This is a genomic window from Streptomyces sp. NPDC040622 (assembly GCF_055593965.1).
The window spans coordinates 725,557-750,502 of the sequence record NZ_JBVIXD010000002.1; the positions used below are offsets into that span (position 1 = coordinate 725,557).

Below are 24,946 nucleotides of genomic sequence, written 5' to 3' on the forward strand. Positions count from 1 at the left end.
ACGGGTGATCGTCCTTGACGGAGCGGCGACCGGGGAGGACCGTGGGGCGCTATGAGGGGCGAACCCAGTTGCCCGAAGTGTGGTGGCCGGGTCAGGGCTCCCGGTCTCTTTGCCGACTCCTGGCAGTGTGACGCGCACGGCACCGTGCATCCGCTGCAGCCCGTGATCCCGCCCAGCGTCGAGGCCCTCCAGGTCGTGGTGCACCGCACGCAGGTGCCGGTGTGGATGCCGTGGCCCCTGCCCGTCGGCTGGCTGTTCACGGGCGTGGCCTGCGCGGGCGACGACCGCAGCGGCGGCCGGGCGACGGCCGTGGCCTGCTCGGGTCCCGCGCCGCTCGGTGGCGTCGGCGAGCTGGTGCTGGTCGCCGAGGAGCTGGGCGTCGGCCTCGGCGCGCGGTACGCGGGCATCGACGGCCCCGACCCCGGCCCGCACATGAGCGTCGAGAAGCCGCCCCAGGCCAAGCTCCTCGCCGCCGGCCGGCCGACCCCCATGTGGCACGTCTCCGGGACGCCCGACGACCGCGCGGTCTTCGCGGGCGAGGCACGCGGACTGTGGCTGTGGGCCATCGCGTGGCCGGAGCAGTCGGGCCTGCTGATGTACGACGAGCTGGTCCTCACCGACCTGCGGGACGCGGGCGCCGAGGTGGACCTGCTGCCGTGCGGGGCGCTGTCGCCGCGGCTGCTCTCACCGTGAGCGACGCCTCTTCCGGGGCGGGCGGTGACGTGCGTGATTCCCGTTATCCTTGAGCGTCCCCCTCGTCAGCCGCCGCCGGTCGGCCGTGAGCCGTCAGCCCGCCAGAGCCTGGAGTCAGCGTCGTGCGCATCGATCTGCACACCCACTCCACCGCGTCCGACGGCACGGACACCCCGGCCGAGCTGGTCCGCAACGCGGCCGCCGCCGGTCTCGACGTCGTCGCGCTGACCGACCACGACACCACCCGGGGCCACGCGGAGGCCGTCGCGGCCCTGCGCGAGCTGCCCACGGACCTGACCCTCGTCACCGGCGCCGAGCTCTCCTTCAGCCTCGACGGCGTGGGCCTGCACATGCTGGCCTACCTCTTCGACCCCACGGAGCCCGAGCTCGCCCGCGAGTGCGAGCTGGTCCGCGACGACCGGGTGCCGCGCGCCAAGGAGATGATCGGCAAGCTGCAGGCGCTGGGAGTCCCGGTGACCTGGGAACAGGTCGCGCGGATCGCCGGCGACGGCTCGGTCGGCCGCCCGCACGTCGCCGAGGCGCTCGTCGAGCTCGGCGTCGTGCCCACCGTCTCCGACGCCTTCACGCCCGAGTGGCTCGCCGACGGCGGACGCGCGTTCGCCGACAAGCACGAGCTCGACCCCTTCGACGCGATACGCCTGGTCAAGGCGGCCGGCGGCGTCAGCGTCCTCGCCCACCCCGGCGCCGCCAAGCGCGGCAGGGTCATGCCCGAGGCGGCCATGGCGGAGCTGGCGGCGGCGGGCCTCGACGGCATCGAGGTCGACCACATGGACCACACGCCCGAGACCCGGACGCGGCTGCGCGGACTCGCGGCGGACCTGGGCCTGCTGGTCACCGGGTCCAGCGACTACCACGGCAGCCGCAAGACGTGTGTGCTCGGGGAGTTCACCACCGACCCCGAGATCTACGGCGAGATCACGCGCCGGGCGACGGGGGCGTTCCCCGTGCCGGGTGCCGGCGGAACCTCCGCCGCGTAACACCTCGCGACACCCTCGCACTCCCTCACCTTCGCCTCACCGCTGCCCCGGCGCGGCCGTCGTGCCCCGTGCCCGGCGCCGGCCGGTCGCGGCTCCTTCGTACGTCTCTCGACTCTCTGCAAGGCCATCACTGTGTTCGACGTCGCCGTCTTCGGATCCCTCTTTCTCACGCTTTTCGTGATTATGGACCCCCCTGGGATCACCCCGATCTTCCTCGGCCTGACCGCCGGCCGCCCCGCCAAGGTGCAGCAGCGGATGGCCTTCCAGGCCGTGTGCGTCGCCTTCGGCGTCATCTCGGTCTTCGGCCTCGTGGGCCACCAGATCCTCAACTACCTGCATGTCTCCGTCCCCGCGCTGATGATCGCGGGCGGCCTCCTGCTGCTACTCATCGCGCTCGACCTGCTCACCGGCAAGACGGACGAGCCGAAGCAGACCAAGGACGTCAACGTCGCGCTGGTGCCGCTCGGCATGCCGCTGCTCGCGGGACCCGGCGCGATCGTCTCGGTCATCCTGGCCGTCCAGGACGCCGACAGCGTCGGCACGCAGATCTCCGTCTGGGCGGCGATCGTCGCCATGCACGTGGTGCTGTGGCTCGTGATGCGGTACTCGCTGCTGATCATCCGCGTCATCAAGGACGGCGGTGTGGTGCTCGTGACCCGGCTCGCGGGCATGATGCTGTCCGCCATCGCGGTGCAGCAGATCATCAACGGTGTGACGCAGGTGATCAAGGGCGGGTGAGTGCCGCTCGCGGCGGCCCGGCTCGTCACGACGAAGGGCCCCCGTACGGATTCCGTACGGGGGCCCCTCGATGTCTGCGTTACGAGGCCGTGGTGTCGGCCGGGCGGATGTAGATGCGCTGGCCGATCGCTGCGGCCTGCTGCACGATCCGGTTGACGGAGGCGGCGTCCACGACGGTGCTGTCCACGGCGGAGCCGTCGACATCGTCGAGTCGCATGATTTCGAAGCGCATAGGGCTTCTCCCTTCGTCTGGTCATCCTCCTGAAGGAGAACTGCTGGGTGATTCTGATGGGTACAACGAGTTGCCCCCTGCAAACATTCCCTACGCTAAAGAAAATTTTCGAGAACCTAATTACTTGTGAGTAGCGAGACCAGTTGTGTTCGCTGTGTGACGGGCGGGAGACTGGGTCCGATATGAACGACGCCGACCCCAGCGCAGTCGACCCCGACGCCGTCGACCCCGGTGCCGCCCCCGGTACCGCTGACATCAGCGCTCAGCTGGAGCGCACCAACGCCCTGCTCGAACGCATGCTCGCCGAGGTGGCGAAGACCCCGTCCACCCACGCGATCTTCGTCGACGCCGGGTACCTGTACGCCGCCGCGGGACGGCTCGCCGCGGGGACCGAGGACCGGCGCGCCTTCGACCTCGACGCGGAGGGCCTCATCGAGGCGCTCATCGACAAGGCCCGCACGATCTTCGCGGACAGCCGCCTGCTGCGCGTCTACTGGTACGACGGCGCCAGGCGCCGCATCCACACGACCGAGCAGCAGTCGATCGCGGAGCTGCCCGACGTCAAGGTCAGGCTCGGCAACCTCAACGCCAACAACCAGCAGAAGGGCGTCGACTCCCTGATCCGCAGCGACCTGGAGTCCCTGGCCAGGCACCGCGCCATCAGCGACGCGGCGCTCATCGGCGGCGACGAGGACCTGGTCTCCGCGGTCGAGGCGGCACAGGGGTACGGCGCACGTGTCCACCTGTGGGGCATCGAGGCGCCCGACGGGCGCAACCAGGCCGAGCCGCTGCTGTGGGAGGTCGACAGCCAGCGCACGTTCGACCTCGACTTCTGCAAGCCGTACGTCACCCGCCGTGCCGTGACCACCTACGAGGCGGGCGCCACGGCGAACCGGCCCTCCCGCGAGGACGTCCGCTTCGTCGGCGCGCAGATCGCCGCGAAGTGGCTCGCGGCGCGGGGGCGCGAGGCGCTGGTCGGGCTGCTGCCCGGACACCCGTACCTGCCCGGATCCGTGGACCAGGACCTCCTCGTGGAGGCGGAGCGGCTGCTGCAGTACTCGCTGCGCGGGCAGTCCGATCTGCGCAGGGCGCTGCGGGACGGGTTCTGGGACCACTTGCAGGCGCAGTACTGAGGGGGCGGCGCTTCGGTACTGGTATCCCGCGGTACGGGTGCACCTTCAGAACGGGTGCACCTTCGGTAGGGGTGCATCTTCGGTACGGGTGCATCTTCGGTAGGGGTGCATCTTCGGTGCGGGTGCCTGAGGGTCAGTTCCCGTTCCAGAACGCGATCAAGGCCGCCGCCGTCTCCTCGGGGCGGTCGGTGTTGGGGGAGTGCTCGGCACCCCGGACCACCGTGCGGCGGGCGCGCAGGCGCTCCGCCATGTCGTCCAGGAGCGGCACGGGCCAGGTGTCGTCACGCTCGCCCGAGACCACGTGGAAGGGCAGCGCGAGCGCGGCGAGCTCGGCCACCCGGTCCGGCTCCGTGGAGAGCTGCCTGCCGGTGGCGATGAGCTGGGCCGGGCTGTGCAGCAGCCAGCGGGCGCGCAGGGCCCCGCCGTCGTCCCCGTCGGCGCCGGTCTCCGCCTCCTGAGGGGGCGGCGGCTCCATGGCCCGCATCGCCTGCCACACCTCGTCCATGGACAGCGTGGCGAGGGCGTCCCCCAGCATCTTGGCGCGGGTCTGCTGGGCGGGCGTGATCGCGGCGGGGCCCGACGACATGAGGGTGAGCGTGGCGAAGGCGCCGGGGTCGACGAGCACGGCGGCGCGGGCGATCTGGCCGCCGAGGGAGTGGCCCAGGAGGTGAAGGGGCGCGGCGTCCGACGCCTCGGTCAGGGCCGCCGCCTGGGCCAGCACGTCACGGGCCAACTCCGCCTGCGCGTAAGCCGATTCGTCGTCCGGCCCCGGAGTCTCGTACTGCCCCCGGCCGTCCACGGACACCGCACGGTAGCCCGCGGCGGCCAGCGGCTCCAGGAGGGCGACGAAGTCCTCCTTGCTGCCGGTGAAGCCGGGAAGCAGGAGCACGGTGCCCCTGCGCCGGACTCCGCCGGCCGGGACCGCGTCGAGAACGGCGAAGTCACCGCGCGCGGTACGCAGGGTGCGCGCGCTCGCACACGCGGGCGGGACAAAGGTAGGGGGCCTGCTCATGAGCCGAGGCTAACCGGTCGGCGGTGGGCTGCGGCAGCGGGTGCGGGGAGCTGGTTCGGCTGCGCCGATGAGCGGCGGTCCCAAGGGTCGGACCACGCCCCGGTGCCGGTGTTCAGGCCGGGCGGCGCGGCGCTGGGGTGCGGCAGCGGGCGTGGGGCGTTGGTTCGGCCGTTCCTGGGGCGGTTCGATGCGGCGGTGAGGTGCTCGGCGGTGGTGCTGGGCCTGGTGCCGGGCCGCGGGGCGGTCGGCCGTGGGCCGTGGGCGTTGGTTCGGCCGTTCCTGGGGCGGTTCGATGCGGCGGTGAGGTGCTCGGCGGTGGTGCCGGGTCCGGTGCCGGGCCCTGGGGCGGTCGGCCGTGGGCCGTGGGCGTTGGTTCGGCCGTTCCTGGGGCGGTTCGATGCGGCGGTGAGGTGCTCGGCGGTGGTGCCGGGCCTGGTGCCGGGCCTGGTGCCGGGCCGCGGGGCGGTCGGCCGTGGGCCGGGGGCGTCGGTTCGGCCGTTCCGGTGGTGGTCCGGTGGGCCGGGTGGCGCGGGGACCAGGTGCTCGGCGTCGGTGCCGGGGCATCTCGGTCTTCGGGCCCGGCGCGCAGGTCCGGACCCGTAAGCGGACGCGACGCGCGAAGGCCCGCCCCGGAGTGGGGCGGGCCTTCGGTGCGGTGGGCCTGTGGGGGCCGGAGAATCAGCTCTCCGGGGTCTTCACGGGCTCGGCCTTCTTGCGCGTGCGGCGCCGCGGCGCCGCGGCGGGCGCCTCGGCCTCGGTCGCCTCCGCCGGGGCGGCAGCGGCCTTGCGCGTACGACGACGGGGCTTGGACTCCTCCGTCGCCTGCGCCGGGATCCCGGCCTCGACGGTGTCGGCGGCCTCGGCGGCCTTCTGCGCGGCGGTCTTGCGGGTGCGGCGCTTGGGCTTCTCGGCCTCGGCGTCGGGCGCGGTGACCTCGGCGGTGGCCGTCTCGGTGGCCGGTTCCGCGGTCTTGCGGGTGCGGCGGCGCGGCTTGGTGGCCGGGGCTTCCGCCTCGACCTCCGGCACGGCGGCCTCGGCGACCTTCTCCGCAGCCGTCTTGCGCGTACGGCGCTTCGGCTTCTCGGCGGGCGCCTCGTCGGCCGTGGCCACCTCGGGGGTGCCCTCGGCCGTGGCGACCGAGGTCTCCGCGACCTGCGCGGCGGTCTTGCGAGTGCGGCGGCGCGGCTTGACGGCCGGGGCTTCCGCCTCGGCCACCGGAGCGGCCTCGGTCACGGTGACCTCGGGAGCGGCAGCCTCGGCGACCTGCTCCGCGACCTGCTCGGCGGGCTTGCGGGTGCGGCGGCGCGGCTTGGTGGCCGGAGCCTCCGCCTCGGGGGCCACCACCTCGGGGGCCACCGTCTCGACGGTCGTGCCCTCGGCCGTGGCCGGCGCCTCCGACGCGCCACCGGCACGCGTGCGCCGGCGACGGCGCGGGGTGCGCGGCTCGGTCGCCTCGGCGACGGCCGGAGCGGCCTCGGCCACCGGAGCGGCGCTCTCGGTCACCACGGCGGTCGGAGCCGACGCGGTCGCGTCGAGCGGGGTGCCGCCACGGGTGCGGCGGCGACGGCGCGGGGTGCGCGCCGGACGCTCGCGCTCGGCCGTGTCGGAGGCCTGGCGGGAGCCGCCGGAACGGTCCCGGTCCTCGCCGCGGCCGCCGGAACGGTCCCTGTCCTGCCCGCGACCGCCGGATCGGCCACCGCGGCCACGGCCGCCGGTCTCGCCGAGGTCCTCGAGCTCCTCCGCGCGCAGACCCGCACGGGTCCGCTCGGCGCGCGGCAGGACACCCTTGGTGCCCGCCGGGATGCCGAGCTCCTCGAAGAGGTGCGGCGAGCTGGAGTACGTCTCGACCGGGTCGCTGAACCCGAGGTCGAGCGCCTTGTTGATCAGCTGCCAGCGCGGGATGTCGTCCCAGTCGACCAGCGTGATCGCCGTACCGGAAGCGCCCGCGCGGCCGGTGCGGCCGATGCGGTGCAGGTACGTCTTCTCGTCCTCGGGGGACTGGTAGTTGATGACGTGCGTCACACCGCCGACGTCGATGCCGCGCGCGGCGACGTCGGTGCAGACGAGCACGTCCACCTTGCCGTTGCGGAACGCGCGCAGGGCCTGCTCGCGCGCGCCCTGGCCGAGGTCGCCGTGGACCGCGCCCGAGGCGAAGCCGCGCTTCTCGAGCTGCTCGGCGATGTCCGCGGCGGTCCGCTTCGTACGGCAGAAGATCATCGCGAGTCCGCGGCCGTCGGCCTGCAGGATGCGCGAGACCATCTCGGGCTTGTCCATGTTGTGCGCGCGGTACACGAACTGCTTCGTGTTGGCGACGGTGTGGCCCACGTCGTCCGGCGCGGTGGCACGGATGTGCGTGGGCTGCGACATGTACCGCCGGGCCAGGCCGATGACGGCGCCCGGCATGGTGGCCGAGAACAGCATCGTCTGGCGCTTCGCGGGAAGCATGTTGATGATCTTCTCGACGTCGGGCAGGAAGCCCAGGTCGAGCATTTCGTCGGCCTCGTCGAGGACCAGGCACTTGACGTGCTTGAGGTCGAGCTTGCGCTGACCCGCGAGGTCGAGCAGGCGGCCCGGCGTGCCGACGACGACGTCGATGCCCTTCTTCAGGGCCTCCACCTGCGGCTCGTAGGCACGGCCGCCGTATATGGCGAGGACGCGGACGTTGCGAGCCTTGCCGGCGGTCAGCAGGTCGTTCGTCACCTGCTGGCACAGCTCGCGCGTGGGCACGACGACGAGGGCCTGCGGCGCCTCGGTCAGCTGCTCGGGCTTGGCGCGGCCCGCCTCGACGTCCGCCGGGACGGTGACGCGCTCGAGGATCGGGAGTCCGAAGCCGAGCGTCTTGCCGGTGCCGGTCTTGGCCTGGCCGATGACGTCCGAGCCGGAAAGGGCGACGGGGAGCGTCATCTCCTGGATGGGAAAGGGATTGATGATGCCGACGGCCTCAAGGGCCTCGGCCGTCTCGGAAAGGATCCCGAGCTCTCGGAAAGTCGTAGTCAGGGCAGTGCCTCTTCTGTGAGACGCGGTGCGAGGCGAACGCTGGGGGTCGTGACCGTGCCGGTAACCGCCGGCCGCGTTGTGGGCCGGGGGCGCGGGACCACTGCCGGCGCTCGAGCGCTCGTACCGCTGAGGTTCCCTCCTCGTGCCGTACGCAGCCTGTGCGCACCGCCCGGAGGGCTGTCGGGTCGGAGCCGATCGGGCCACCGACCGGGCATCCTCATTCGTACGGCCCGCCAAATATTCGGCAGGCGCATTACCACTGTACCCCGGAATCTCGCATGTGTGTCCGGCGAATTCGTCACATGGTCGTGGTCACAGTCACTGACCAGGCCCTTACGCCCTCCTGCAAGCGGGCTATTGTGCGCTTCATGGAGACGCCTGACACCCCTGCCGAATCCGCCCCCGAACCCACCGGAGTAGCCGCCCAGGACTGGGCGAAAGCCTCTGTCGAGCCCCACTACCGCGCCGCCGTCGTGGACCTCCTCGGCGCGCTCGCCTACGGGGAGCTCGCGGCGTTCGAGCGCCTCGCGGAGGACGCGAAGCTGGCGCCCACGCTCGGCGACAAGGCGGAGCTCGCGAAGATGGCGTCGGCGGAGTTCCACCACTTCGAGCAGCTCAGGGACCGGCTCTCGGCGATCGGCGCGGAGCCGACCGACGCGATGGAGCCGTTCGTCGCCGCGCTCGACGGCTTCCACCGTCAGACCGCGCCGTCCGACTGGCTCGAGGGCCTGGTCAAGGCGTATGTCGGCGACTCGATCGCCAGTGACTTCTACCGTGAGGTCGCGGCCCGCCTCGACGGCGACACCCGCGCCCTGGTGCTCGGTGTGCTCGACGACACGGGGCACGCCAGCTTCGCCGTGGAGAAGGTGCGCGCCGCGATCGATGCGGACCCGCGCGTGGGCGGGCGGCTCGCGCTCTGGGCCCGGCGCCTGATGGGCGAGGCCCTCTCGCAGTCCCAGCGGGTGGTCGCCGACCGCGACGCCCTGTCGACCATGCTGGTCGGGGGCGTGGCGGACGGCTTCGACCTCGCCGAGGTCGGGCGGATGTTCTCGCGGATCACCGAGGCGCACACGAAGCGGATGGCGGCGCTCGGCCTCGCGGCCTAGCCGGGCGGTGGGGGCGCGGGGGGATCCGCGGACGCGCTGTGGCTCGGCGTGCGGTTCCCCGCGCCCCTGAGAGCCCCGGGCTACGCCGTTGCGGAGTGGTGCATTCTGGTGCCCGTCGGGCGGATCAGCAGGGACAGCAGGGCCACCGAGACGGCCACCGCTCCCGTGAGCGTCGCGGCGGTGTGGCCGGAGCCGAGCGCCATGTGTGTGATGAAGGCGCCGACGAGGGCGCCCGCGGGGCCCGTGGAGAGGACGAGGCTGCGGGCGGGCAGCCGGTGCCCCAGGCGATGTGCCGTGGCCCAGGCCAGGGCCAGGCCGAGCAATGTGGAGCCGAGCGCTTCCAGAATCACGGTGTGTGCCCTCCTTCGCGGCCAGGTGCAAATCGGTCGTAGCCGGTCTACCCCAGGCCGCCGGAACGCAACCCTCCATGATCGGGTGACGCCCTCGCGCCCTCGTACAACACACAGGAACGGCCCGGTGGTTGAGAACCACCGGGCCGTTCATTCAAGATCCACCAAGAGCGTCCGTGCGGACGCCCAGGAGGGTTCTACAGGGCGCTGAAGCCCACCTTGCGTGCGGTCGGCTCGCCGAGCTCGACGTACGCGAGGCGGTCGGCCGGAACCAGGACCTTGCGGCCGTGGTCGTCCACGAGGCTCAGCAGCGGCGACTTGCCGGTCAGCGCCTCGGACACCGCGGTCTCGACTTCCTCGGCACTCTGGCCGCTCTCCAGCACGATCTCGCGGGGCGCGTACTGCACGCCGATCTTGACCTCCACGGCTTTGTCCCTCCGACGGTCAGTCTGTGCGCGGCCGTCCGCGCCGTACCCAGCACACATTAGCCCGGTGAGGGGACAGGGACGGCCGCGGCCGTGCACGCCGTCAGCGAACACGGGACGGGAACAAAGACGCGAAGGCTCAGTGGCCTTCCGTGCCGTGCAGCGGGAACCCAGCGATACCGCGCCAGGCGAGCGACGTGATCAGCTCGACCGCCTTCGCGCGCGGCACCGTGCTGCCGCTGGCGAGCCAGTACCGGGCGACGACCTGTGAGTACCCGCCGAGGCCGACGGCGAGGAGCATCGCCTCGTCCCTGGGCAGGCCGGTGTCCTCGGCGATGACCTCGCAGATCGCCTCGGCGCACTGCAGGGTGACGCGGTCCACGCGCTCCCGCACCGCCGACTCGTTCGTCAGGTCGGACTCGAAGACCAGGCGGAACGCGCCGCCCTCGTCCTCGACGTACGCGAAGTAGGCGTCCATCGTCGCGGCGACGCGGAGCTTGTTGTCCGAAGTGGACGCCAGCGCCGTGCGCACGGAGTGCAGGAGTGACTCGCAGTGCTGGTCGAGCAGGGCGAGGTACAGGTCGAGCTTGCCGGGGAAGTGCTGGTAGAGCACCGGCTTGCTGACGCCGGCCCGCTCGGCGATGTCGTCCATCGCGGCGGCGTGGTAACCCTGCGCCACGAACACTTCCTGGGCCGCGCCCAGGAGCTGGTTGCGTCGGGCACGGCGCGGCAGCCGTGTGCCCCGCGGGCGTGCCGCCTCTGTCTGCTCGATGGCTGTCACGCCGCCTCCCAATCGTCCGATGTGCGGTGAGCGCCGCGCCGCCATCGTACTTTTCGGTAACTGTGATGTGCGCGGTGCGAGCGCAGAATTTCACGGACTGGACGACCGCAGAAGGCCTCGCCGGCTGTGCGTAGCAGGGCAAACGCGATCAACTCGGCCAGCCGGGCGCTGCCCGCCGCGGCCGTCGTCCGTCCTTCTCAGCGGTAGTCGTCCTCGTCGAGGCTGACGACACGGGCCTGTTCCGCGAGGTCGGCCTCGTCGGCGGAGTCCTGGTCGGCGACCGACAGGGGGTCGTCCTGGACGGGCGTGAGGTCGGTGCGCTGCTCCGCCGTGTCCGCCTCCGGGGCCTCGACATCGGCCTCGGCCGGGTCGGCCGCCTCCGTGACGAAGGTGTCGGGATCGGTCGGGTCGACACTCATGTGTGGCTCTCTTCCCTTGCGGTGCTGGGTGGACCGAGTGGTGCGAGTGCCCGCTGCGCCCTCTTTCCATGACTCTTTCGGGCTGATTCCCCGAACTTCTTCGAGCGTAGGAGAGACCCGCACGGGGCGCTACGCGGTCTGTGCGTCATCTGTGACGGCGAACACGTGAACTACCGCGTGATCGTCTCGTAACATTGCCGCATGTCTTCGACCGAGCTGCCGAACCTGCTGGCCTCCGCCGCCGCACCCAGGCCGGGTGCCGTGGCGGTCGCGGAGGGGGAGCGGCTGGACTCGGTCGGGCTGCCCGGACTGTCGTTGACCGTGCGCTCCCGGCCCCCGGCCCGCTCCGGACTGCCCCTCGCGCTGTACGTGCACGGGCTCGGCGGATCCTCGCAGAACTGGTCGGCCCTGATGCCGCAGCTGGTCGACACCGTCGACTGCGAGGCGCTGGACCTGCCGGGATTCGGCGACTCACCGCCACCGGACGACGGGGACTACTCCATCACCGGGCACGCCCGCGCGGTCATCCGCTACCTGGACGCGCGCGACCGGGGCCCCGTCCACCTCTTCGGGAACTCGCTGGGCGGCGCCGTCACCACGCGCGTCGCGGCGGTCCGCCCCGACCTGGTCCGCACCCTGACGCTGGTCTCGCCCGCCCTGCCGGAGCTGCGCGTGCAGCGCACTGCGGTGCCCACCGGACTGCTCGCGGTCCCGGGCGTCGCCGGCCTCTTCACCCGGCTCACCAAGGAGTGGACGCCCGAGCAGCGGGTCCGCGGCGTCATGGGCCTCTGTTACGGCGATCCGGGCAAGGTGACTCCGGAAGGGTTCGCCGCGGCGGTCAGGGAGATGGAGCGCAGGCTCCAACTCCCTTATTTCTGGGACGCGATGGCCCGCTCGGCGCGTGGCATCGTGAACGCGTACACCCTGGGCGGCCAGCACGGCCTGTGGCGGCAGGCCGAGCGAGTGCTGGCGCCGACCCTGCTCGTCTACGGCGGCCGTGACCTGCTCGTCTCCTGTCGGATGGCGCGCAAGGCGGCCGCCGCGTTCCGCGACTCGCGGCTGCTCACGCTGCCCGACGCGGGACACGTCGCGATGATGGAGTACCCCGAGAGCGTGGCCACCGCATTCCGTGAACTGCTCGCCGATACGGGCGAGTTGACCATTCCTGCCCGCGAGGGCTCGCACCTGGGATCGGGGAGCTGAGGCGGCGCGTGGGACGTCACAGCCGACGCGGTCCGGCAGACACGACTGACAACACCAGCACCACGGGCATACCGACGCCGCACGGCGTGGGGCCACAGGCCGGTCCGGGCACGGGGCGCCGCAGGAGGGCCCCGGGGGCGGACGATACGCCGCCGCAGGGCACGCCCGCGCACGGCACTCCCACACGCGGGACCTCCGCGCCGAACGGGCGGGGTGCGGACGGCACTTCCGCGCACGGCACCCCCACGCACGGCACCCCCACGCACGGCGTCCCCCGCGTCCGCGGCGGGCACCCCGAGCAGCGGGAGTCCGGCGGCGGCTGGGGCGACCTTTCCGATACAGGCACCGGCAGTGGTGCCGACACAGGCAGTGGTGCCGACACAGGCAGTGGTGCCGACACAGGCAGTGGTGCCGACACCGGCGGTGGTGCCGACACCGGCAGTGGCACCGCCACGGACGCCGGCAGCGGTCCGCGGACCGGGCAGGGGCTGCGCATCCCCGGGCCCCGGCAGGGCGACCCGGGTCCCCGCAGGGACTACGTGGCCGCCTTCCCCGACGGCGGGGACGGCGGAGACGGCGAGGACGGAGCCCGCTCCGCCCAGAGTGCGCCGAAGCCCGGCGCGCAGGCCCCGCCCCCCGACGACCCGTACGCCTCCGTCACCGACTGGGGCGACGCCGAGGAGCCCCACCGCGAGGGCCCCGACGCCGAGGACGGCACCGACGGCGGCGGCAAGAAGGGCGGCCGCGGCCGCACCTTCGCCGGTATCGCGGCCGCCGCCGTGACCACCGTGCTCGCGATCGTCGTGGCGGGGCAGGTCACCGACGGCGGGAACGACTCGGGCGCGCGGGCCAAGGCCGCCCCGGGCGACGCGCGCGACACCGAGGACCCCGCGTCGCGCTCGGACCGCCGTCCCACGCCGGCCGACGGGCCGAAGGCCGCCCCGCTGACGTACGACCAGAAGATGGGCAAGAAATACCCGCTGGACCCGAAGGGGCAGGCGAAGGGCGACTTCGAGGCGATATCCGGATTCGAGAAGGCGCCGGGCAAGGGGCAGAAGTTCCGCTATCGCGTCGACGTCGAGAAGGGGCTCGGTCTCGACGGCGCACTGTTCGCGCAGGCCGTCCAGAAGACCCTCAACGACGACCGGAGCTGGGCCCATGACGGGGGCCGCACCTTCGAGCGGATATCGTCGGGGAAGCCCGATTTCGTCATTACCCTCGCGAGTCCCGGGACCACGGGAAAGTGGTGTGCCAAATCCGGTCTCGACACGACCCAGGACAATGTGTCGTGCGACTCCGCGGCGACGGAACGCGTGATGATCAATGCCTATCGTTGGGCGCAGGGCGCGAAGACGTACGGCGACGCCATTCACCCGTACCGCCAGATGCTCATCAATCACGAGGTCGGCCACCGGCTCGGCCACAACCACGTGGACTGCACCAAGGACGGGGCCCTCGCGCCCGTCATGCAGCAGCAGACGAAATTCCTTGATCACGACGGGATCAAGTGCAAGGCCAACCCCTGGGTCTACCCGAAGAGTTGATGCGGGCCGGCCGCGCGGCCGGGCTTCCGCTTTGACATTTGTCGGAAGTTCGTTCATATTTCTCCGCATGTCGAACCGTCACGCCCCGTCGAGCGCCGCCATTGAGCTGGCGCTGTTCGGCGTGACCGCGCTCTGCGTGGCCGACATTCACTGTTGCTGACGCCCGCCCCGGCGAGTGCGTCGCTTTTCCCAGCTGTGCCGGCTTCGGCCGACGCCCGGTCTCTTCCTGTGGTCGCTTTCGGCCGCTCGTGACTCCGCAGACCGCGCATGGCTGCTCACCGCTGCTTTTCTGCCGCGTCTTCGCACCTTCTCCGGGATGGGCTCCGTCCGAGCTCTGCTCGATTCCCGCTGATCCGCCGCCTTTCCGCGGCGACCCCCGAGAGGTCTTCTTGCGATGCGTCAATCGTCCGTCATAGCCCGCCGCGTGGCAGCGGCATCCGTCAGCCTGGTCCTGGCCTCGGGCGTCGTCGCCTGCGCGGGTCCGAAGGACAACGACGCCGGGAGCGGCGGCGAAGGAAAGCCCGCGAAGGGCGGCACGCTCACCGTCCTCAACCGCGACCCGCAGACCGACTTCGACCCGGCGCGGCTCTACACCTCCGGCGGCGGCAACGTGCCGAGCCTCGTCTTCCGCACCCTGACCACCCGCAACCGCGAGGACGGCGCCAAGGGCGCCGAGGTCGTGCCGGACCTGGCCACGGACCTCGGCAAGCCGAGCAAGAACGCCACGGTGTGGACGTACACCCTGAAGAAGGGCGTCAAGTTCGAGGACGGCACGCCGATCACCTCGGCGGACGTGAAGTACGGCATCGAGCGGTCCTTCGCCGCCGAACTCAGCGGTGGCGCGCCGTACTTGAGGGACTGGCTGATCGGCGGCGCCAAGTACCAGGGACCGTACAAGGACAAGAGCGGCAAGGGCCTGGAGTCCATCGGGACGCCCGACGAGCGGACCATCGTCTTCCATCTGAACAAGCCCGAGGGCGAGTTCCCCTACCTGGCGACCCAGACGCAGTTCACGCCGGTCCCCAAGGCCAAGGACAAGGGCACCAAGTACGAGGAGCACCCGGTCTCGTCCGGCCCCTACAAGGTCGTCAAGAACGAGAACGACGGCGAGCGGCTGCGCCTGGCGCGCAACCCGCACTGGTCCGCGAAGACCGACGCCGAACGCAAGGCGTACCCGGACACCATCGACGTGCGCTCCGGCCTCGACTCCTCCGTCATCAACCAGCGGCTCTCCGCGAGCCAGGGCGCGGACGCCGCCGCCGTCACCACCGACACCAACCTCGGTCCGGCCGAACTCGCCAAGGTCAGCGGCGACAAGGAACTGGCCTCGCACGTCGGCACCGGCCACTTCGGGTACACGAACTACCTCGCCTTCAACCCGAAGGTGAAGCCCTTCGACGACCCGAAGGTGCGCCAGGCGATCTCCTACGCCGTGGACCGCTCCTCCGTCGTCAACGCCGCGGGCGGCTCCTCGCTCGCCGAGCCCGCCACCACCTACCTGCCGAACCAGAAGTCCTTCGGATACACGAAGTACGACCACTTCCCGGCGGGCGCGTCCGGCAACGCGAAGAAGGCCAAGGAGCTCCTGAAGGAGGCCGGCCACAAGAACGGCCTCACCATCACGCTCACCCACTCCAACGCCAAGGACTTCGAGACCAGCCCCGAGATCGCGACCGCCGTCCAGGACGCGCTCAAGAAGGCAGGCATCACCGTCAAGCTCCAGGGCCTGGAGGAGAACGACTACTCGGACAAGGTGCACAGCGCCAAGGACGAGCCCGGCCTCTTCCTCGCGCACTGGGGTGCCGACTGGCCCTCCGGCGGCCCCTTCCTCGCCCCGATCTTCGACGGCCGGCAGATCGTCAAGGACGGCGCCAACTTCAACTCCGGCTTCCTGGACGACGAGTCGGTCAACGACGAGATCGACGAGATCAACAAGCTCACCGACCTCGATGCCGCCGCCAAGCGCTGGGGCGCCCTCGACAAGAAGATCGGCGAGCAGGCGCTGACCGTGCCGCTCTTCCACCCGGTCTACAAGCGCCTGTACGGCAAGGACATCAAGAACGTCGTCATCAGCGACTGGACCGGCGTCCTCGACATCTCCCAGGTCGCGGTGAAGTAGTCGTGACGATCTTCTGGCGGCGGCTGCGCGAGCAGCGCGCCGCCCTCGTCGCGGCGGGCGTCGTCGCGCTGCTCGTCCTCGTGGCGCTCGCCGCTCCGCTGCTCACCGCCCTGGAGGGGCAGGACCCCACCACGTACCACCCGGACCTCATCGACTCGGCGCGCGGCGGCGTGCCGGTCGGCTCCCTCGGCGGGATCAGCGGCGAGCACTGGCTCGGCGTCGAACCGCAGACCGGGCGCGACCTCTTCGCCCGCCTCGTCTACGGCGCGCGCGTCTCGCTCGGCGTCGCGCTCGCCGCGACCCTCGTGCAGCTGGTCATCGGGGTCGCGGTCGGCATCGCCGCCGGGTTCGGCAACCGCTGGCTCGACCAGGTGCTCAGCAGGGCCACCGACGTGATCGTGGCGCTGCCGCTGATGGTCTTCGCGCTCGCCCTGATGGCGGTCGTGCCCAGCGGCTTCCCGCGTCCGGTACTCGTCGCCCTGGTCATCGGGTTCGTGGCCTGGGCCAACATGGCCAAGATCGTGCGGGCGCAGACCGTCACGCTCAAGGAGCTCGACCACGTGGCGGCCGCCCGGCTCAGCGGCTGGGGACCGCTGCGGATCGCCCGGCGCGAACTGCTGCCCGCGCTCGCCGCACCCGTCATCACCTACGCCGCGCTGCTCGTCCCCGTGAACATCACGGTGGAGGCCGCGCTGTCGTTCCTCGGCGTGGGCGTGAAGCCGCCCACCGCCTCCTGGGGACAGATGCTCACCGCCGCCGACGTCTGGTACCAGGCCGCGCCGCAGTACCTACTGCTGCCCGCGGGCGCCCTGTTCGTCACCGTGCTCGCGCTCACCGTCCTCGGCGACGGGGTGCGCACCGCGCTCGACCCGCGGGCCGCGTCCCGGCTGCGGATCGGCACCGGCCACAAGCGGGAGGCCAGGGCATGACCGGCTTCCTCCTGCGGCGCCTGCTCGGCGCCCTCGCGACGCTCTTCGCCATCTCCGTGATCATCTACGTGGTGTTCTACGCGGCGCCGGGCAACGTCGCCCAGATCACCTGCGGCCCGCGCTGCTCGCCCGCGCAGGTCCAGCAGGTCACCGAACAACTGCGCCTGGACGATCCGCTGTACGCCCGCTACTGGGACTTCCTGCAGGGCATCGTCGTCGGCCAGGACTACTCGACCGGAACGGGCACCGAGCACTGTGACGCGCCCTGCCTCGGGATCTCCTACCAGAGCGACCAGCAGGTCACCGCGCTGATCGTGGCGAAGCTGCCGGTCACGGGGTCGCTGGCGCTCGGCGCCATGGTGCTGTGGCTGCTCCTGGGCGTCGGCACCGGCGTGCTCTCCGCCTGGCGGCGCGGCCGGCTCAGCGAGCGCGTGCTGACCGCCGTCACGCTCGCGGGCACCGCCACGCCCGTCTTCGTGATCGGTCTGCTGCTGATGATCGTCGTCTGCGGTCAGCTGCAGTGGCTGCCCTTCCCGCAGTACGTCCCCTTCGCCGACGACCCGACGCAGTGGGCGTGGAACCTGCTCCTGCCGTGGCTCTCGCTCGCGCTGATCGAGGCCGCCAAGTACGCGCGCCTCACCCGCTCCTCGATGCTGGAGACGCTCGCCGACGACCACGTGCGGACCTTCCGCGCGTACGGCGTGGGGGAGCGGTCGATCATCGGGAAGCACGCCCTGCGGGGCGCCGTCGCGCCCGTCATCGCGCTCACCGCCAACGACTTCGGGTCGATGTTCGGGGGCGCCGTGCTCAGCGAGACCCTGTTCGGCCTGCCCGGCATCGGACGGGAACTCGTGCACGCGGTGAAGGTCGTGGATCTGCCGGTGGTGGTCGGCCTCGTCCTGGTCACCGGCTTCTTCGTGGTGCTCGCCAATGCCGTCGCGGACGTGCTGTACGCGGTGGCCGACCGACGGGTGGTCCTCACATGAGTCTCGTGCAAGTCACCGACCTCTCGGTGGAGTTCGGCTCCGGGGTGCACGCCGTCGACGGGCTCTCCTTCACGCTGGAGGCGGGCGGCGCGCTCGCCCTGGTCGGCGAGTCGGGGTCCGGGAAGTCCACCGTGGCCTCCGCGCTGCTCGGGCTCCACCGGGGCACCGGCGCGCGGGTCGAAGGGTCCGTGCTGGTCGACGGCGTCGACGTGCAGCAGGCGTCCGACGCCGAACTGCGGCTGCTGCGCGGCGGGAAGGCCGCGATGGTCTTCCAGGACCCGCTCTCCTCCCTCGACCCCTACTACGCGGTGGGCGACCAGATCGCCGAGGTGTACCGCGTGCACACCGGCGCCTCCCGCCGGGCGGCACGCGCGCGTGCCGTGGAGGTCCTGGACCGGGTCGGCATTCCCGACGCCGTACGGCGCTCGCGCTCGCGCCCGCACGAGTTCAGCGGCGGCATGCGCCAGCGCACCCTCATCGCCATGGCGTTGGCGTGCGAACCCGCGCTCCTCGTCGCCGACGAGCCGACCACCGCGCTCGACGTCACCGTCCAGGCCCAGATCCTCGACCTGCTGCACGCGCTGCGGGCCGAGACCGGCATGGGACTGCTCCTGGTCACCCACGACGTGGGTGTCGCCGCGGAGAGCGTCGAGGAGGTCCTGGTCATGCGGGACGGGCGGGCGGTGGAGCGCGGTCCGGTGCGCGAAGTCCTCGGGGCGCCCCGGGAGGCGTACACGAAGGAACTCCTGGGGGCCGTGCCGCGCGTCGACTCGCCGCCGGCGCGGGCCGGGGGAGAGGCGGCCGACGGCGAGGCAGGCGAGGTCGTGCTCGAAGCCGTCGGGCTGCGCAGGGAGTTCGGGCGGGGCAAGCGCGCGGTCACCGCCGTCGACGACGTCTCCCTCACCGTCCGCCGAGGGGAGACCCTCGGCGTCGTGGGCGAGAGCGGCAGCGGCAAGACGACGCTCGGGCGCATGCTGGTGGGCCTCCTGGAGCCGACCGCCGGGCAACTCCGTCACGGGGGTGCGGAGCAGCCCGGCGGCCGGGTCGTCCCCGGGGTGCAGATGGTGTTCCAGGACCCCGTCTCCTCCCTCAATCCGCGGCGCTCCGTCGGCGAGTCCGTCGCCGACCCGCTGCGCGCGCGGGGCGAGAGCGACTCCTTCGTACGAGGGCGTGTGCACGAACTCCTTGAGCGTGTCGGCCTCCTCCCTGAGCACTACGACCGCTACCCGCACGAGTTCAGCGGCGGACAGCGCCAGCGCGTCGGCATCGCGCGGGCGCTCGCCGCCGAGCCGCGGCTCATCGTGTGCGACGAACCGGTCTCGGCGCTCGACGTGACGACGCAGGCACAGGTGACCGCGCTCCTCGCAGAGCTGCAGCGGGAATTGGGGCTCGCGCTCGTGTTCGTCGCGCACGACCTCGCGGTGGTGCGCCAGGTCAGCGACCGCGTCGCGGTGATGCGGCAGGGGCGGATCGTCGAGCAGGGCTCCGTCGCCGAGGTCTACGGCGCGCCCCGGGACCCGTACACGAAGCGGCTGCTCGCGGCCGTGCCCGCGCTCGACCCGGAGGTGGCGCGACGGCGCAGGGAGGCCCGCCGGGAGCTGGCGGCGGCCTGAGGCCGACAGGATCCCACGCCTGGCCGCAGCCTGACTCTCCGTAGCGAAACGGGGGTTCCGGGGCGCTATAGCGCGACAGAACGCTACCGACGCGGGAAAGTTACTGCCGTTCACCCCTTTTGGTGGGGGGGGGGGAAAACACCCCCCCCCCCCCCCCCCCCCCCACCCCCCCCCCTCCCCCCCCCCCCCCCCCCCCCCCCCCCCCCCCCCCCCCCCCCACCGGCATGACCGCATACGTTCGTCCCGCTGCGAGCCGCCGGCCCAACGGCGGCTCCCCTAGCGGGAGATCGGGGGTGCGCCCGTGCGCGTCGGACTGCTTACGGAGGGTGGCTATCCGTATGTGAGCGGTGAGGCCAGGCTCTGGTGCGACCGGCTCGTGCGCGGGCTCGGGCAGCACGAGTTCGACGTCTACGCCCTCAGCCGCAGCGAGCGGCAGGAGGCCCAGGGCTGGGTCGAACTGCCGCCCCAGGTCGGCCGGGTGCGCACGGCGCCGCTGTGGACCGTCGACGACGAGGCGCTCAGCGCCGCGGGGCCCCGCGGCGGGCGCGGGCGGCGGGCGCGGCGACGGTTCGGCGAGTGCCTGGGGGAGCTGGCGGAGGCGGTGTGCCGGGGCGGCTCCGGTGGCGCGGGCGGCTTCGGGGGTGCGGCCGGCTTCGGGGGTGCGGCCGGTCCTGCCGGTTCCGGTGCCTCGGACGGTGTGGAGGGAGCTCCGGCGGAGCCTCACGCCGAGGTGGCGGACCGTTTCAGCAACGCTCTGTACGGGCTCGCCGACCTCGCCCGCGACGAGGGCGGGCTGGTCGGCGCACTGCGCTCCGAGTCCGCCGTCCGCGCACTGGAGAGCGCCTGCCGCGCGCCCGGCGCACTGCGCGCCGCCCGCACCGCGCGGGTGCCCGACCTGCTCGCCGTCGTCGGCCTGATGGAGCGCGCCCTGCGCCCGCTCTCCCTCGACTGGTACGGCGCCGACGGCCTCGGCGCCGTCGACCTGTGCCACGCCACCTCCGGCGGCCCCGCGGCACTGCCCGGGCTGCTGGCCAAGCACTTCGCCGGGGTGCCGCTGCTCGTCACCGAGTACGGCGTGCAGCTGCGGGCGCACTACCTCGCCGCGGGCGACCTGGACCTGAGTGCGCCGGCGCGTGCGCTGCTCGCCTCCTTCCAGGGCCTCCTCGCCGCCGAGGTCTACCGCGCGGCCGCGCTCATCACCCCCGGCAACACCCACGCACGGCGCTGGCAGGAGCGCTGCGGAGCCGACCGCGCCAAGTTGCGCACGGTCTACCCCGGCATGGAGTCCGGCCGCTTCTCGGAGATCGGCGAGGGGGGCTATGAGCACTTCGCCGACGGCGCGGACCCGGCCGGCTCCGGCGATCGCGCCGCCGGGCCGCGCACGCTCCTGTGGGTGGGCCGCATCGCGCCCGCCAAGGACCTGATCTCGCTGCTCCACGCCTTCGCGGAGATCCGCAAGGAGGTGCCGGGCGCGCGCCTGCGGATCGTCGGGGCGCCGGCCGACGGCTCCGAGGCCCTGGCCTACCTCGCGCACTGCCGGGCCCTGGCCGCGCAGCTCTTCCCCGACGAGGCGGACGGCGTGCACGCCGTCGGCGACAACCCCGTCTCCTTCGAGGAGATCGGCGGGCCCGACGTGCCCGACCTCGCCGACGCGTACGCGGCCGGGGGCGTCGTCGTCCTCTCCAGCGTCGTCGAGGGCTTCCCGATCAGTCTGGTCGAGGCCATGTTCTGCGGGCGCGCGACCGTCTCGACAGACGTCGGCGCGGTGGTCGAGGTCATCGGCGGCACAGGGCTCGTCGTACCGCCGCGCAATCCGCGGGCGCTCGCGGAGGCGTGCGTGGCCCTCCTGCGCGACCCCGAGCGCTGCGCGCGCCTGGGTGCGGCGGCCCGCGCGCGGGCCCTCGAACTCTTCACCGTCGAGCAGAACACCGCCGCGTTCCGGTCCCTCTACCTGGAGATCGTCTCGCACTGCCCCGTCCGCAGGGACGCGGTGGACGAGGCGGGCGAGCCGGTGCCGTTCGCGAACCCGGCCGAGGCGTCCGTGCCGGGGCGGTGGGCGGTCGCGGTGGGGCCCGCGTCGGGCGAGCCGAGGGCCGAGGGCGCCGGGGTGCCGAGTTGGGCCGTGCCGGAAGAGGGGGCGGAGCCCGCAGCGGGCTCCGCGCCCGAAGAGAGCGATGTGCGGGACCAGTTGAAGGGGGCCGCCGTATGAGACGACACGAGGGTGGAGTCGGTGCCGTGGACGCGCCACAGACTCCGCAGGCGGCGAGCGGCTGGGACTCACGGTCCGAGGAACTGCTCGCGGACGTGGCGCTGACGCCCGCGCCGCCGGAGCTGCCGGGTCCGCGGAGTCTGCCGGGCCTGCCGGGCCTGCCGGGGAACGGGGTGGCCGCCGGACCGCTCGGCGGTGAGTCCGTGCCTGCCTTCGGCGAGTCCGCCCCCGCCTCTGGGCAGTCCGCCCCCGCTTTCGGCCGGTCCGCCCCCGCCTTCGGCGACGTCCCGGCCGAGGACGAGAGCGGCGACGAAGACGGTGACAGCGGCTGGGACGCGCGCGGCAAGGAGAGGGACGCCGGGGCGGCCGCCCACAGGATCACCGCCCCGCGCTCTCCGATGCCCCGCGCCGCCACCCGTGCCAGGACCAGGCCCCCGCGCCGCGGCGCAGCGGACCCCGTGAAGGCCCTCGTGCACCGCCACCGCGACCTGTGCGAGCGCGCCGTGGACCCCCTGGAGATCGCCGCGGGCCTGGAGGCGCACGGCGTCACCGACCGGACCGCCGCACGCTTCCGCCACCGGGACGTGTTCACACTGGCCGAGGAGATGTACGCGCGCGTGCCGCGCGGCGGCGACGACACCGGGCGCACCGTCCCGCCCGACGGGACTCCGGGGGCCTGCGGGATACGCGAGGCCGGGCGCACCGGCGGCGACATAGCCGACGTACCGCGCATGCCCCCAGGCTGGTCCCTCCTCGCCCTGCTGCCCGGCGCCGTGTGCGCGGCGGCCGTGGCCGGTCTCGGTATCGGCGCGGACAGCGCACGGCTCGTGGTCGTGCCGCTCGGCGTACTCGCCCTGGGCATGGCGCTGCGCGTCGCCCTGCAGCGCGGGCCGCTGCGCACCGGCACCCGCCCGATGCCCGCCACACGCGCGTGGACGTGCTGGCTCCTCGCCTACGCCCTCCTCGGCGACGGCCTGTTGAGCGGCGCCGTCTCGGGCGGCCCCGACACGCCCGGCGACCTCTGGGACCCGGCCCTCGCGCCCGTCCTCGGCCTCGCCCTCGCCGTCGCGCCCGCGATCTGGTGCGCCCGCCTCTTCGGCGTACGGGCCGGTGGACGGCTCGCCGCCAGCCGAGGACTCGATGACTTCGCCTCCTCGGTACGGCCGTTGCTGCTCGGCGTGTGCGCTCTGTTCCTCGCGGCGCTCGCGGCGCTGCTCGTGGGATCGGACGCGCTGCTCGGCGCGGCGGGCGGTGACCTGGCCGCCGGTGCGGACAGCGGTGCGCCCACGCTCGTCGGGGCCGCCGGGCTCGGCGTCCTGCTGCTGCTCGCGCGCCTGCTCGGCGTCTACGGCTTCACCCGCGCCCCCGCCCTGGTGCTCGGCGTCGCCGGTGCCGGTCAAGCGGTGTCCCTGGCCCTGGTGTTCGCGGGCCGGCTGCCCGGTTGCGACGCACTGGCCGCGCCCGTCACGGCCGCCGTCGACGGCTGGGGCCCCGGCGCCGTGCCGGCCACCGCCTGCGGCGCCGCCGCCCTCGTCCTCCTGGTCCACGCGGCCAGGACCCTGACCCTGGCCTCGGCCCACGCCGGTTCCCGTGATGCGCCGTGAGCCGCGGGTCCGAAGGCCCTCACGACCACTCTCCCGCGGGGCCGACACCGCGGGCCTCATCCCGTGAATCACGGCAACTTCCCGAAGGAGAAAGACAGATGACCACCCGCAGCCGTCTCCGCCGCCGAGCGGCCACCCCGGGAGGCGCCCGATGAGGGTGCTGCTGATCGGAGCAAACGGATACCTCGGCCGGTTCGTCGCCGACCGGCTGCTCGCCGACCCGGCCGTGCAGCTCACCGCGCTCGGCCGCGGCGACGACTCGGACGTACGGTTCGACCTCGCGAGCGGCAGCCCCGGCGCGCTCACCCGCTTCCTGGACGCCGTGCACCCGGGCGTCGTCATCAACTGCGCCGGCGCCACCCGCGGCGGCGCCCGCGAGCTGACCCGGCACAACACCGTCGCCGTCGCCACCATCTGCGAGGCCCTGCGCCGCAGCGGCTGCGGGGCGCGCCTGGTGCAACTGGGCTGCGGCGCCGAGTACGGGCCGAGCCAGCCCGGCTCCTCGACGGCCGAGGACGCGGTGCCGCGCCCCGGCGGGCCCTACGGCGTCAGCAAGCTGGCCGCCACCGAACTGGTGCTCGGCTCCGGGCTCGACGCCGTCGTCCTGCGGGTCTTCTCGCCCGCGGGGCCCGGCACGCCCGCCGGGTCGCCGCTCGGCCGGCTCGCGGAGGCCATGCGGCGCGCGATGCAGGCCGGTGACGGCGAGCTCAAGCTCGGCGGGCTCGGTGTGCAGCGGGACTTCGTCGACGTGCGCGACGTGGCGCGTGCCGTGCACGCCGCCTCGCTCTCCGCGGCGCAGGGCGTCGTGAACATCGGTGCGGGGCGAGCCGTACGCCTGCGGGACGCGGCCGCCGTCCTGGCCCGCGTCGCGGGGTACGGCGGCGCGCTGCACGAACTCGACCAGGTGCCCGTAAGGGCATCCATCGGCCACCCCCGCGGCGAATCCGAGCACGGGGTCCCGGCCGCCGCGTACCCCTACCCGGACGGATGCGGCAGCTGGCAGCAGGCCGACGTGCGCACCGCGCGCGACCGGCTCGGCTGGCGGCCCCGGATCAACCTCGAAGAGTCGCTCGCCGACATCTGGATGGAGGCCGCATGCCGCATCTGACCAGGACCACGAGGGGCTCCGCGAGCACCGAGGTACGCGTCGGCTTCGGCATCCCGGGCTTCGCCCACCCCCTCGTCGCCCCCGTCGAATGGGCCGAACTGACCCGCCCGGGCACCCCTTTGAACTGGGTTGTCCTGAATGTCGCGAACGGCCCCGGGCAGCGGCCCGACCCGCACTGCCTGGAGGCGGCGGGCCGGCTGCGGAACGCGGGCATCCGGGTGCTCGGCCACCTCGACACGACGTACGGCGCCCGCTCCTTCGGGGAGCTGGTCTCCGACGCCCACCGCTACCTCGACTGGTACCGGGTCGACGGGTTCTCCCTGGACCGCTGCCCGACCGAGCGGGCCACCCTCCCGGAGGTCCGCAGGACGGTCACGACGCTGCGCGCGCTGGTCGACGACGCCCACATCGTGCTCGGTCACGGCACCCATCCGTACCCCGGATACGCCGAGACGGGCGACCAGTTGGTGACCTTCGCGGGACCGTGGAGCGACTACCGCTGGTCGCAGGTGGCCGAGTGGACCGCCGACTACCCGCCCGAGCGCTTCTGCCACTTCGTGCACGGCATGCCGCGCGGGCACCTGGACGAGGCGCTGCGCATCGCCCGCTGGCAGGGCGCGTCGACGATCTACTTCACGGACCGGGTGGACGGGGGCGGCCACGGCGACCCCTGGGAGGCCCTGCCCGGCTACTGGGACGACATCGTCTCGCGCATCGGAACGGGTGTCTCGGAATGAAGAAGGGCGT

General features: G+C 73.0%; 22 protein-coding genes and 1 pseudogene. 16 read left to right on the forward strand and 7 right to left on the reverse strand.

The features are described 5' to 3' along the window. Nucleotides 1-51: 51 nt before the first annotated feature. From ACZ592_RS07740 to ACZ592_RS07750, 3 genes are all read left to right on the forward strand, one after another. Nucleotides 52-693 carry a DUF6758 family protein gene (locus tag ACZ592_RS07740; RefSeq protein ID WP_471580584.1) on the forward strand — a complete coding sequence of 214 codons (642 nt, stop codon included), beginning with the start codon at nt 52-54 and terminating at the stop codon, nt 691-693. Nucleotides 694-815: 122 nt separating this feature from the next. Continuing rightward, nucleotides 816-1,691 carry a PHP domain-containing protein gene (locus ACZ592_RS07745; protein ID WP_471580585.1) on the forward strand — a complete coding sequence of 292 codons (876 nt, stop codon included), beginning with the start codon at nt 816-818 and terminating at the stop codon, nt 1,689-1,691. Nucleotides 1,692-1,823: 132 nt separating this feature from the next. Further along, nucleotides 1,824-2,429, forward strand: a complete 606-nt coding sequence (locus ACZ592_RS07750) for a MarC family protein (protein ID WP_471580586.1) — start codon at nt 1,824-1,826, stop codon at nt 2,427-2,429. 79 nt (nt 2,430-2,508) lie between these two features. Here ACZ592_RS07750 and ACZ592_RS07755 read toward each other — a convergent pair whose 3' ends face one another. After that, nucleotides 2,509-2,661 carry a hypothetical protein gene (locus ACZ592_RS07755; RefSeq protein WP_165283191.1) on the reverse strand — a complete coding sequence of 51 codons (153 nt, stop codon included), beginning with the start codon at nt 2,659-2,661 and terminating at the stop codon, nt 2,509-2,511. Between the two features lie 182 nt (nt 2,662-2,843). Between ACZ592_RS07755 and ACZ592_RS07760 the strand changes: the two genes are divergently transcribed. Continuing rightward, nucleotides 2,844-3,794 (forward strand): NYN domain-containing protein, encoded by a 951-nt coding sequence (locus ACZ592_RS07760; protein WP_471580587.1) that lies wholly within the window; start codon nt 2,844-2,846, stop codon nt 3,792-3,794. 133 nt (nt 3,795-3,927) lie between these two features. On the opposite strand, the gene ACZ592_RS07765 is transcribed toward ACZ592_RS07760, so the two are convergent. Next, nucleotides 3,928-4,806 carry an alpha/beta fold hydrolase gene (locus tag ACZ592_RS07765; protein WP_471580588.1) on the reverse strand — a complete coding sequence of 293 codons (879 nt, stop codon included), beginning with the start codon at nt 4,804-4,806 and terminating at the stop codon, nt 3,928-3,930. Between the two features lie 678 nt (nt 4,807-5,484). Then, nucleotides 5,485-8,024: pseudogene (locus ACZ592_RS07770) on the reverse strand (DEAD/DEAH box helicase). A gap of 138 nt (nt 8,025-8,162) precedes the next feature. Here ACZ592_RS07770 and ACZ592_RS07775 point away from each other — a divergent pair. Continuing rightward, the gene (locus ACZ592_RS07775) at nt 8,163-8,909 is read left to right on the forward strand and encodes a ferritin-like fold-containing protein (protein WP_471580745.1); all 747 of its coding nucleotides are present in this window, start codon (nt 8,163-8,165) and stop codon (nt 8,907-8,909) included. An 80-nt stretch (nt 8,910-8,989) separates the two neighbouring features. Here the strand turns inward: ACZ592_RS07775 and ACZ592_RS07780 are convergent, their stop codons facing one another. The 4 genes from ACZ592_RS07780 to ACZ592_RS07795 all read right to left on the reverse strand — a co-directional run bounded on the left by ACZ592_RS07780 (nt 8,990) and on the right by ACZ592_RS07795 (nt 10,884). Beyond that, nucleotides 8,990-9,259, reverse strand: a complete 270-nt coding sequence (locus ACZ592_RS07780; protein ID WP_471580589.1) for a hypothetical protein — start codon at nt 9,257-9,259, stop codon at nt 8,990-8,992. A gap of 197 nt (nt 9,260-9,456) precedes the next feature. Beyond that, nucleotides 9,457-9,684: a DUF3107 domain-containing protein gene (locus tag ACZ592_RS07785; RefSeq protein WP_358590202.1), complete on the reverse strand. Its 228-nt coding sequence runs from the start codon at nt 9,682-9,684 to the stop codon at nt 9,457-9,459. Between the two features lie 139 nt (nt 9,685-9,823). Then, complete coding sequence (locus ACZ592_RS07790; RefSeq protein WP_471580590.1) at nt 9,824-10,465, reverse strand: TetR/AcrR family transcriptional regulator; 642 nt, start codon at nt 10,463-10,465, stop codon at nt 9,824-9,826. 197 nt (nt 10,466-10,662) lie between these two features. Continuing rightward, nucleotides 10,663-10,884 (reverse strand): hypothetical protein, encoded by a 222-nt coding sequence (locus ACZ592_RS07795; protein ID WP_471580591.1) that lies wholly within the window; start codon nt 10,882-10,884, stop codon nt 10,663-10,665. A 201-nt stretch (nt 10,885-11,085) separates the two neighbouring features. Here ACZ592_RS07795 and ACZ592_RS07800 point away from each other — a divergent pair, with 201 nt between their 5' ends. From ACZ592_RS07800 to ACZ592_RS07850, 11 genes are all read left to right on the forward strand, one after another. Next, nucleotides 11,086-12,087 carry an alpha/beta fold hydrolase gene (locus ACZ592_RS07800; RefSeq protein WP_471580592.1) on the forward strand — a complete coding sequence of 334 codons (1,002 nt, stop codon included), beginning with the start codon at nt 11,086-11,088 and terminating at the stop codon, nt 12,085-12,087. 8 nt (nt 12,088-12,095) lie between these two features. Further along, nucleotides 12,096-13,631, forward strand: a complete 1,536-nt coding sequence (locus ACZ592_RS07805; protein WP_471580593.1) for a DUF3152 domain-containing protein — start codon at nt 12,096-12,098, stop codon at nt 13,629-13,631. Nucleotides 13,632-13,698: 67 nt separating this feature from the next. Beyond that, nucleotides 13,699-13,791: an Ms4533A family Cys-rich leader peptide gene (locus tag ACZ592_RS07810; RefSeq protein WP_324964634.1), complete on the forward strand. Its 93-nt coding sequence runs from the start codon at nt 13,699-13,701 to the stop codon at nt 13,789-13,791. 234 nt (nt 13,792-14,025) lie between these two features. Next, nucleotides 14,026-15,750: an ABC transporter substrate-binding protein gene (locus tag ACZ592_RS07815; RefSeq protein ID WP_471580594.1), complete on the forward strand. Its 1,725-nt coding sequence runs from the start codon at nt 14,026-14,028 to the stop codon at nt 15,748-15,750. A gap of 2 nt (nt 15,751-15,752) precedes the next feature. Next, entirely contained in the window at nt 15,753-16,679 is a 927-nt protein-coding gene (locus ACZ592_RS07820) for an ABC transporter permease (protein WP_471580595.1), read from the forward strand. Beyond that, the gene (locus tag ACZ592_RS07825) at nt 16,676-17,665 is read left to right on the forward strand and encodes an ABC transporter permease (protein WP_471580596.1); all 990 of its coding nucleotides are present in this window, start codon (nt 16,676-16,678) and stop codon (nt 17,663-17,665) included. Before ACZ592_RS07820 ends, ACZ592_RS07825 begins: the two co-directional genes overlap by 4 nt. Next, a complete protein-coding gene (locus tag ACZ592_RS07830) occupies nt 17,662-19,278 on the forward strand; it encodes a dipeptide ABC transporter ATP-binding protein (protein ID WP_471580597.1) in 1,617 nt (538 codons plus the stop codon). Before ACZ592_RS07825 ends, ACZ592_RS07830 begins: the two co-directional genes overlap by 4 nt. A gap of 301 nt (nt 19,279-19,579) precedes the next feature. Further along, nucleotides 19,580-21,487, forward strand: coding sequence for a DUF3492 domain-containing protein (locus ACZ592_RS07835; RefSeq protein ID WP_471580598.1), 1,908 nt, complete (start codon nt 19,580-19,582; stop codon nt 21,485-21,487). Next, on the forward strand, nt 21,484-23,091 hold the full coding sequence (locus ACZ592_RS07840) for a hypothetical protein (RefSeq protein WP_471580599.1): 1,608 nt from the start codon (nt 21,484-21,486) through the stop codon (nt 23,089-23,091). The genes ACZ592_RS07835 and ACZ592_RS07840 overlap by 4 nt, the downstream gene beginning before the upstream one ends. Nucleotides 23,092-23,242: 151 nt before the next feature. Continuing rightward, a complete protein-coding gene (locus ACZ592_RS07845; protein ID WP_471580600.1) occupies nt 23,243-24,199 on the forward strand; it encodes an NAD-dependent epimerase/dehydratase family protein in 957 nt (318 codons plus the stop codon). After that, nucleotides 24,187-24,936: a spherulation-specific family 4 protein gene (locus ACZ592_RS07850; RefSeq protein WP_471580601.1), complete on the forward strand. Its 750-nt coding sequence runs from the start codon at nt 24,187-24,189 to the stop codon at nt 24,934-24,936. The genes ACZ592_RS07845 and ACZ592_RS07850 overlap by 13 nt, the downstream gene beginning before the upstream one ends. The last annotated feature ends 10 nt before the right edge of the window (nt 24,937-24,946 follow it).

Excerpts from the sequence above, each read along its gene's own strand:
- ACZ592_RS07740 (WP_471580584.1), top strand. The coding sequence starts at position 52 with ATGAGGGGCGAACCCAGTTGCCCGAAGTGTGGTGGCCGGGTCAGGGCT.
- ACZ592_RS07755 (WP_165283191.1), bottom strand. The coding sequence starts at position 2,661 with ATGCGCTTCGAAATCATGCGACTCGACGATGTCGACGGCTCCGCCGTG.
- ACZ592_RS07760 (WP_471580587.1), top strand. The coding sequence starts at position 2,844 with ATGAACGACGCCGACCCCAGCGCAGTCGACCCCGACGCCGTCGACCCC.
- ACZ592_RS07765 (WP_471580588.1), bottom strand. The coding sequence starts at position 4,806 with ATGAGCAGGCCCCCTACCTTTGTCCCGCCCGCGTGTGCGAGCGCGCGC.
- ACZ592_RS07795 (WP_471580591.1), bottom strand. The coding sequence starts at position 10,884 with ATGAGTGTCGACCCGACCGATCCCGACACCTTCGTCACGGAGGCGGCC.
- ACZ592_RS07800 (WP_471580592.1), top strand. The coding sequence starts at position 11,086 with ATGTCTTCGACCGAGCTGCCGAACCTGCTGGCCTCCGCCGCCGCACCC.
- ACZ592_RS07810 (WP_324964634.1), top strand. The coding sequence starts at position 13,699 with ATGTCGAACCGTCACGCCCCGTCGAGCGCCGCCATTGAGCTGGCGCTG.
- ACZ592_RS07815 (WP_471580594.1), top strand. The coding sequence starts at position 14,026 with ATGCGTCAATCGTCCGTCATAGCCCGCCGCGTGGCAGCGGCATCCGTC.
- ACZ592_RS07825 (WP_471580596.1), top strand. The coding sequence starts at position 16,676 with ATGACCGGCTTCCTCCTGCGGCGCCTGCTCGGCGCCCTCGCGACGCTC.
- ACZ592_RS07830 (WP_471580597.1), top strand. The coding sequence starts at position 17,662 with ATGAGTCTCGTGCAAGTCACCGACCTCTCGGTGGAGTTCGGCTCCGGG.
- ACZ592_RS07840 (WP_471580599.1), top strand. The coding sequence starts at position 21,484 with ATGAGACGACACGAGGGTGGAGTCGGTGCCGTGGACGCGCCACAGACT.
- ACZ592_RS07845 (WP_471580600.1), top strand. The coding sequence starts at position 23,243 with ATGAGGGTGCTGCTGATCGGAGCAAACGGATACCTCGGCCGGTTCGTC.
- ACZ592_RS07850 (WP_471580601.1), top strand. The coding sequence starts at position 24,187 with ATGCCGCATCTGACCAGGACCACGAGGGGCTCCGCGAGCACCGAGGTA.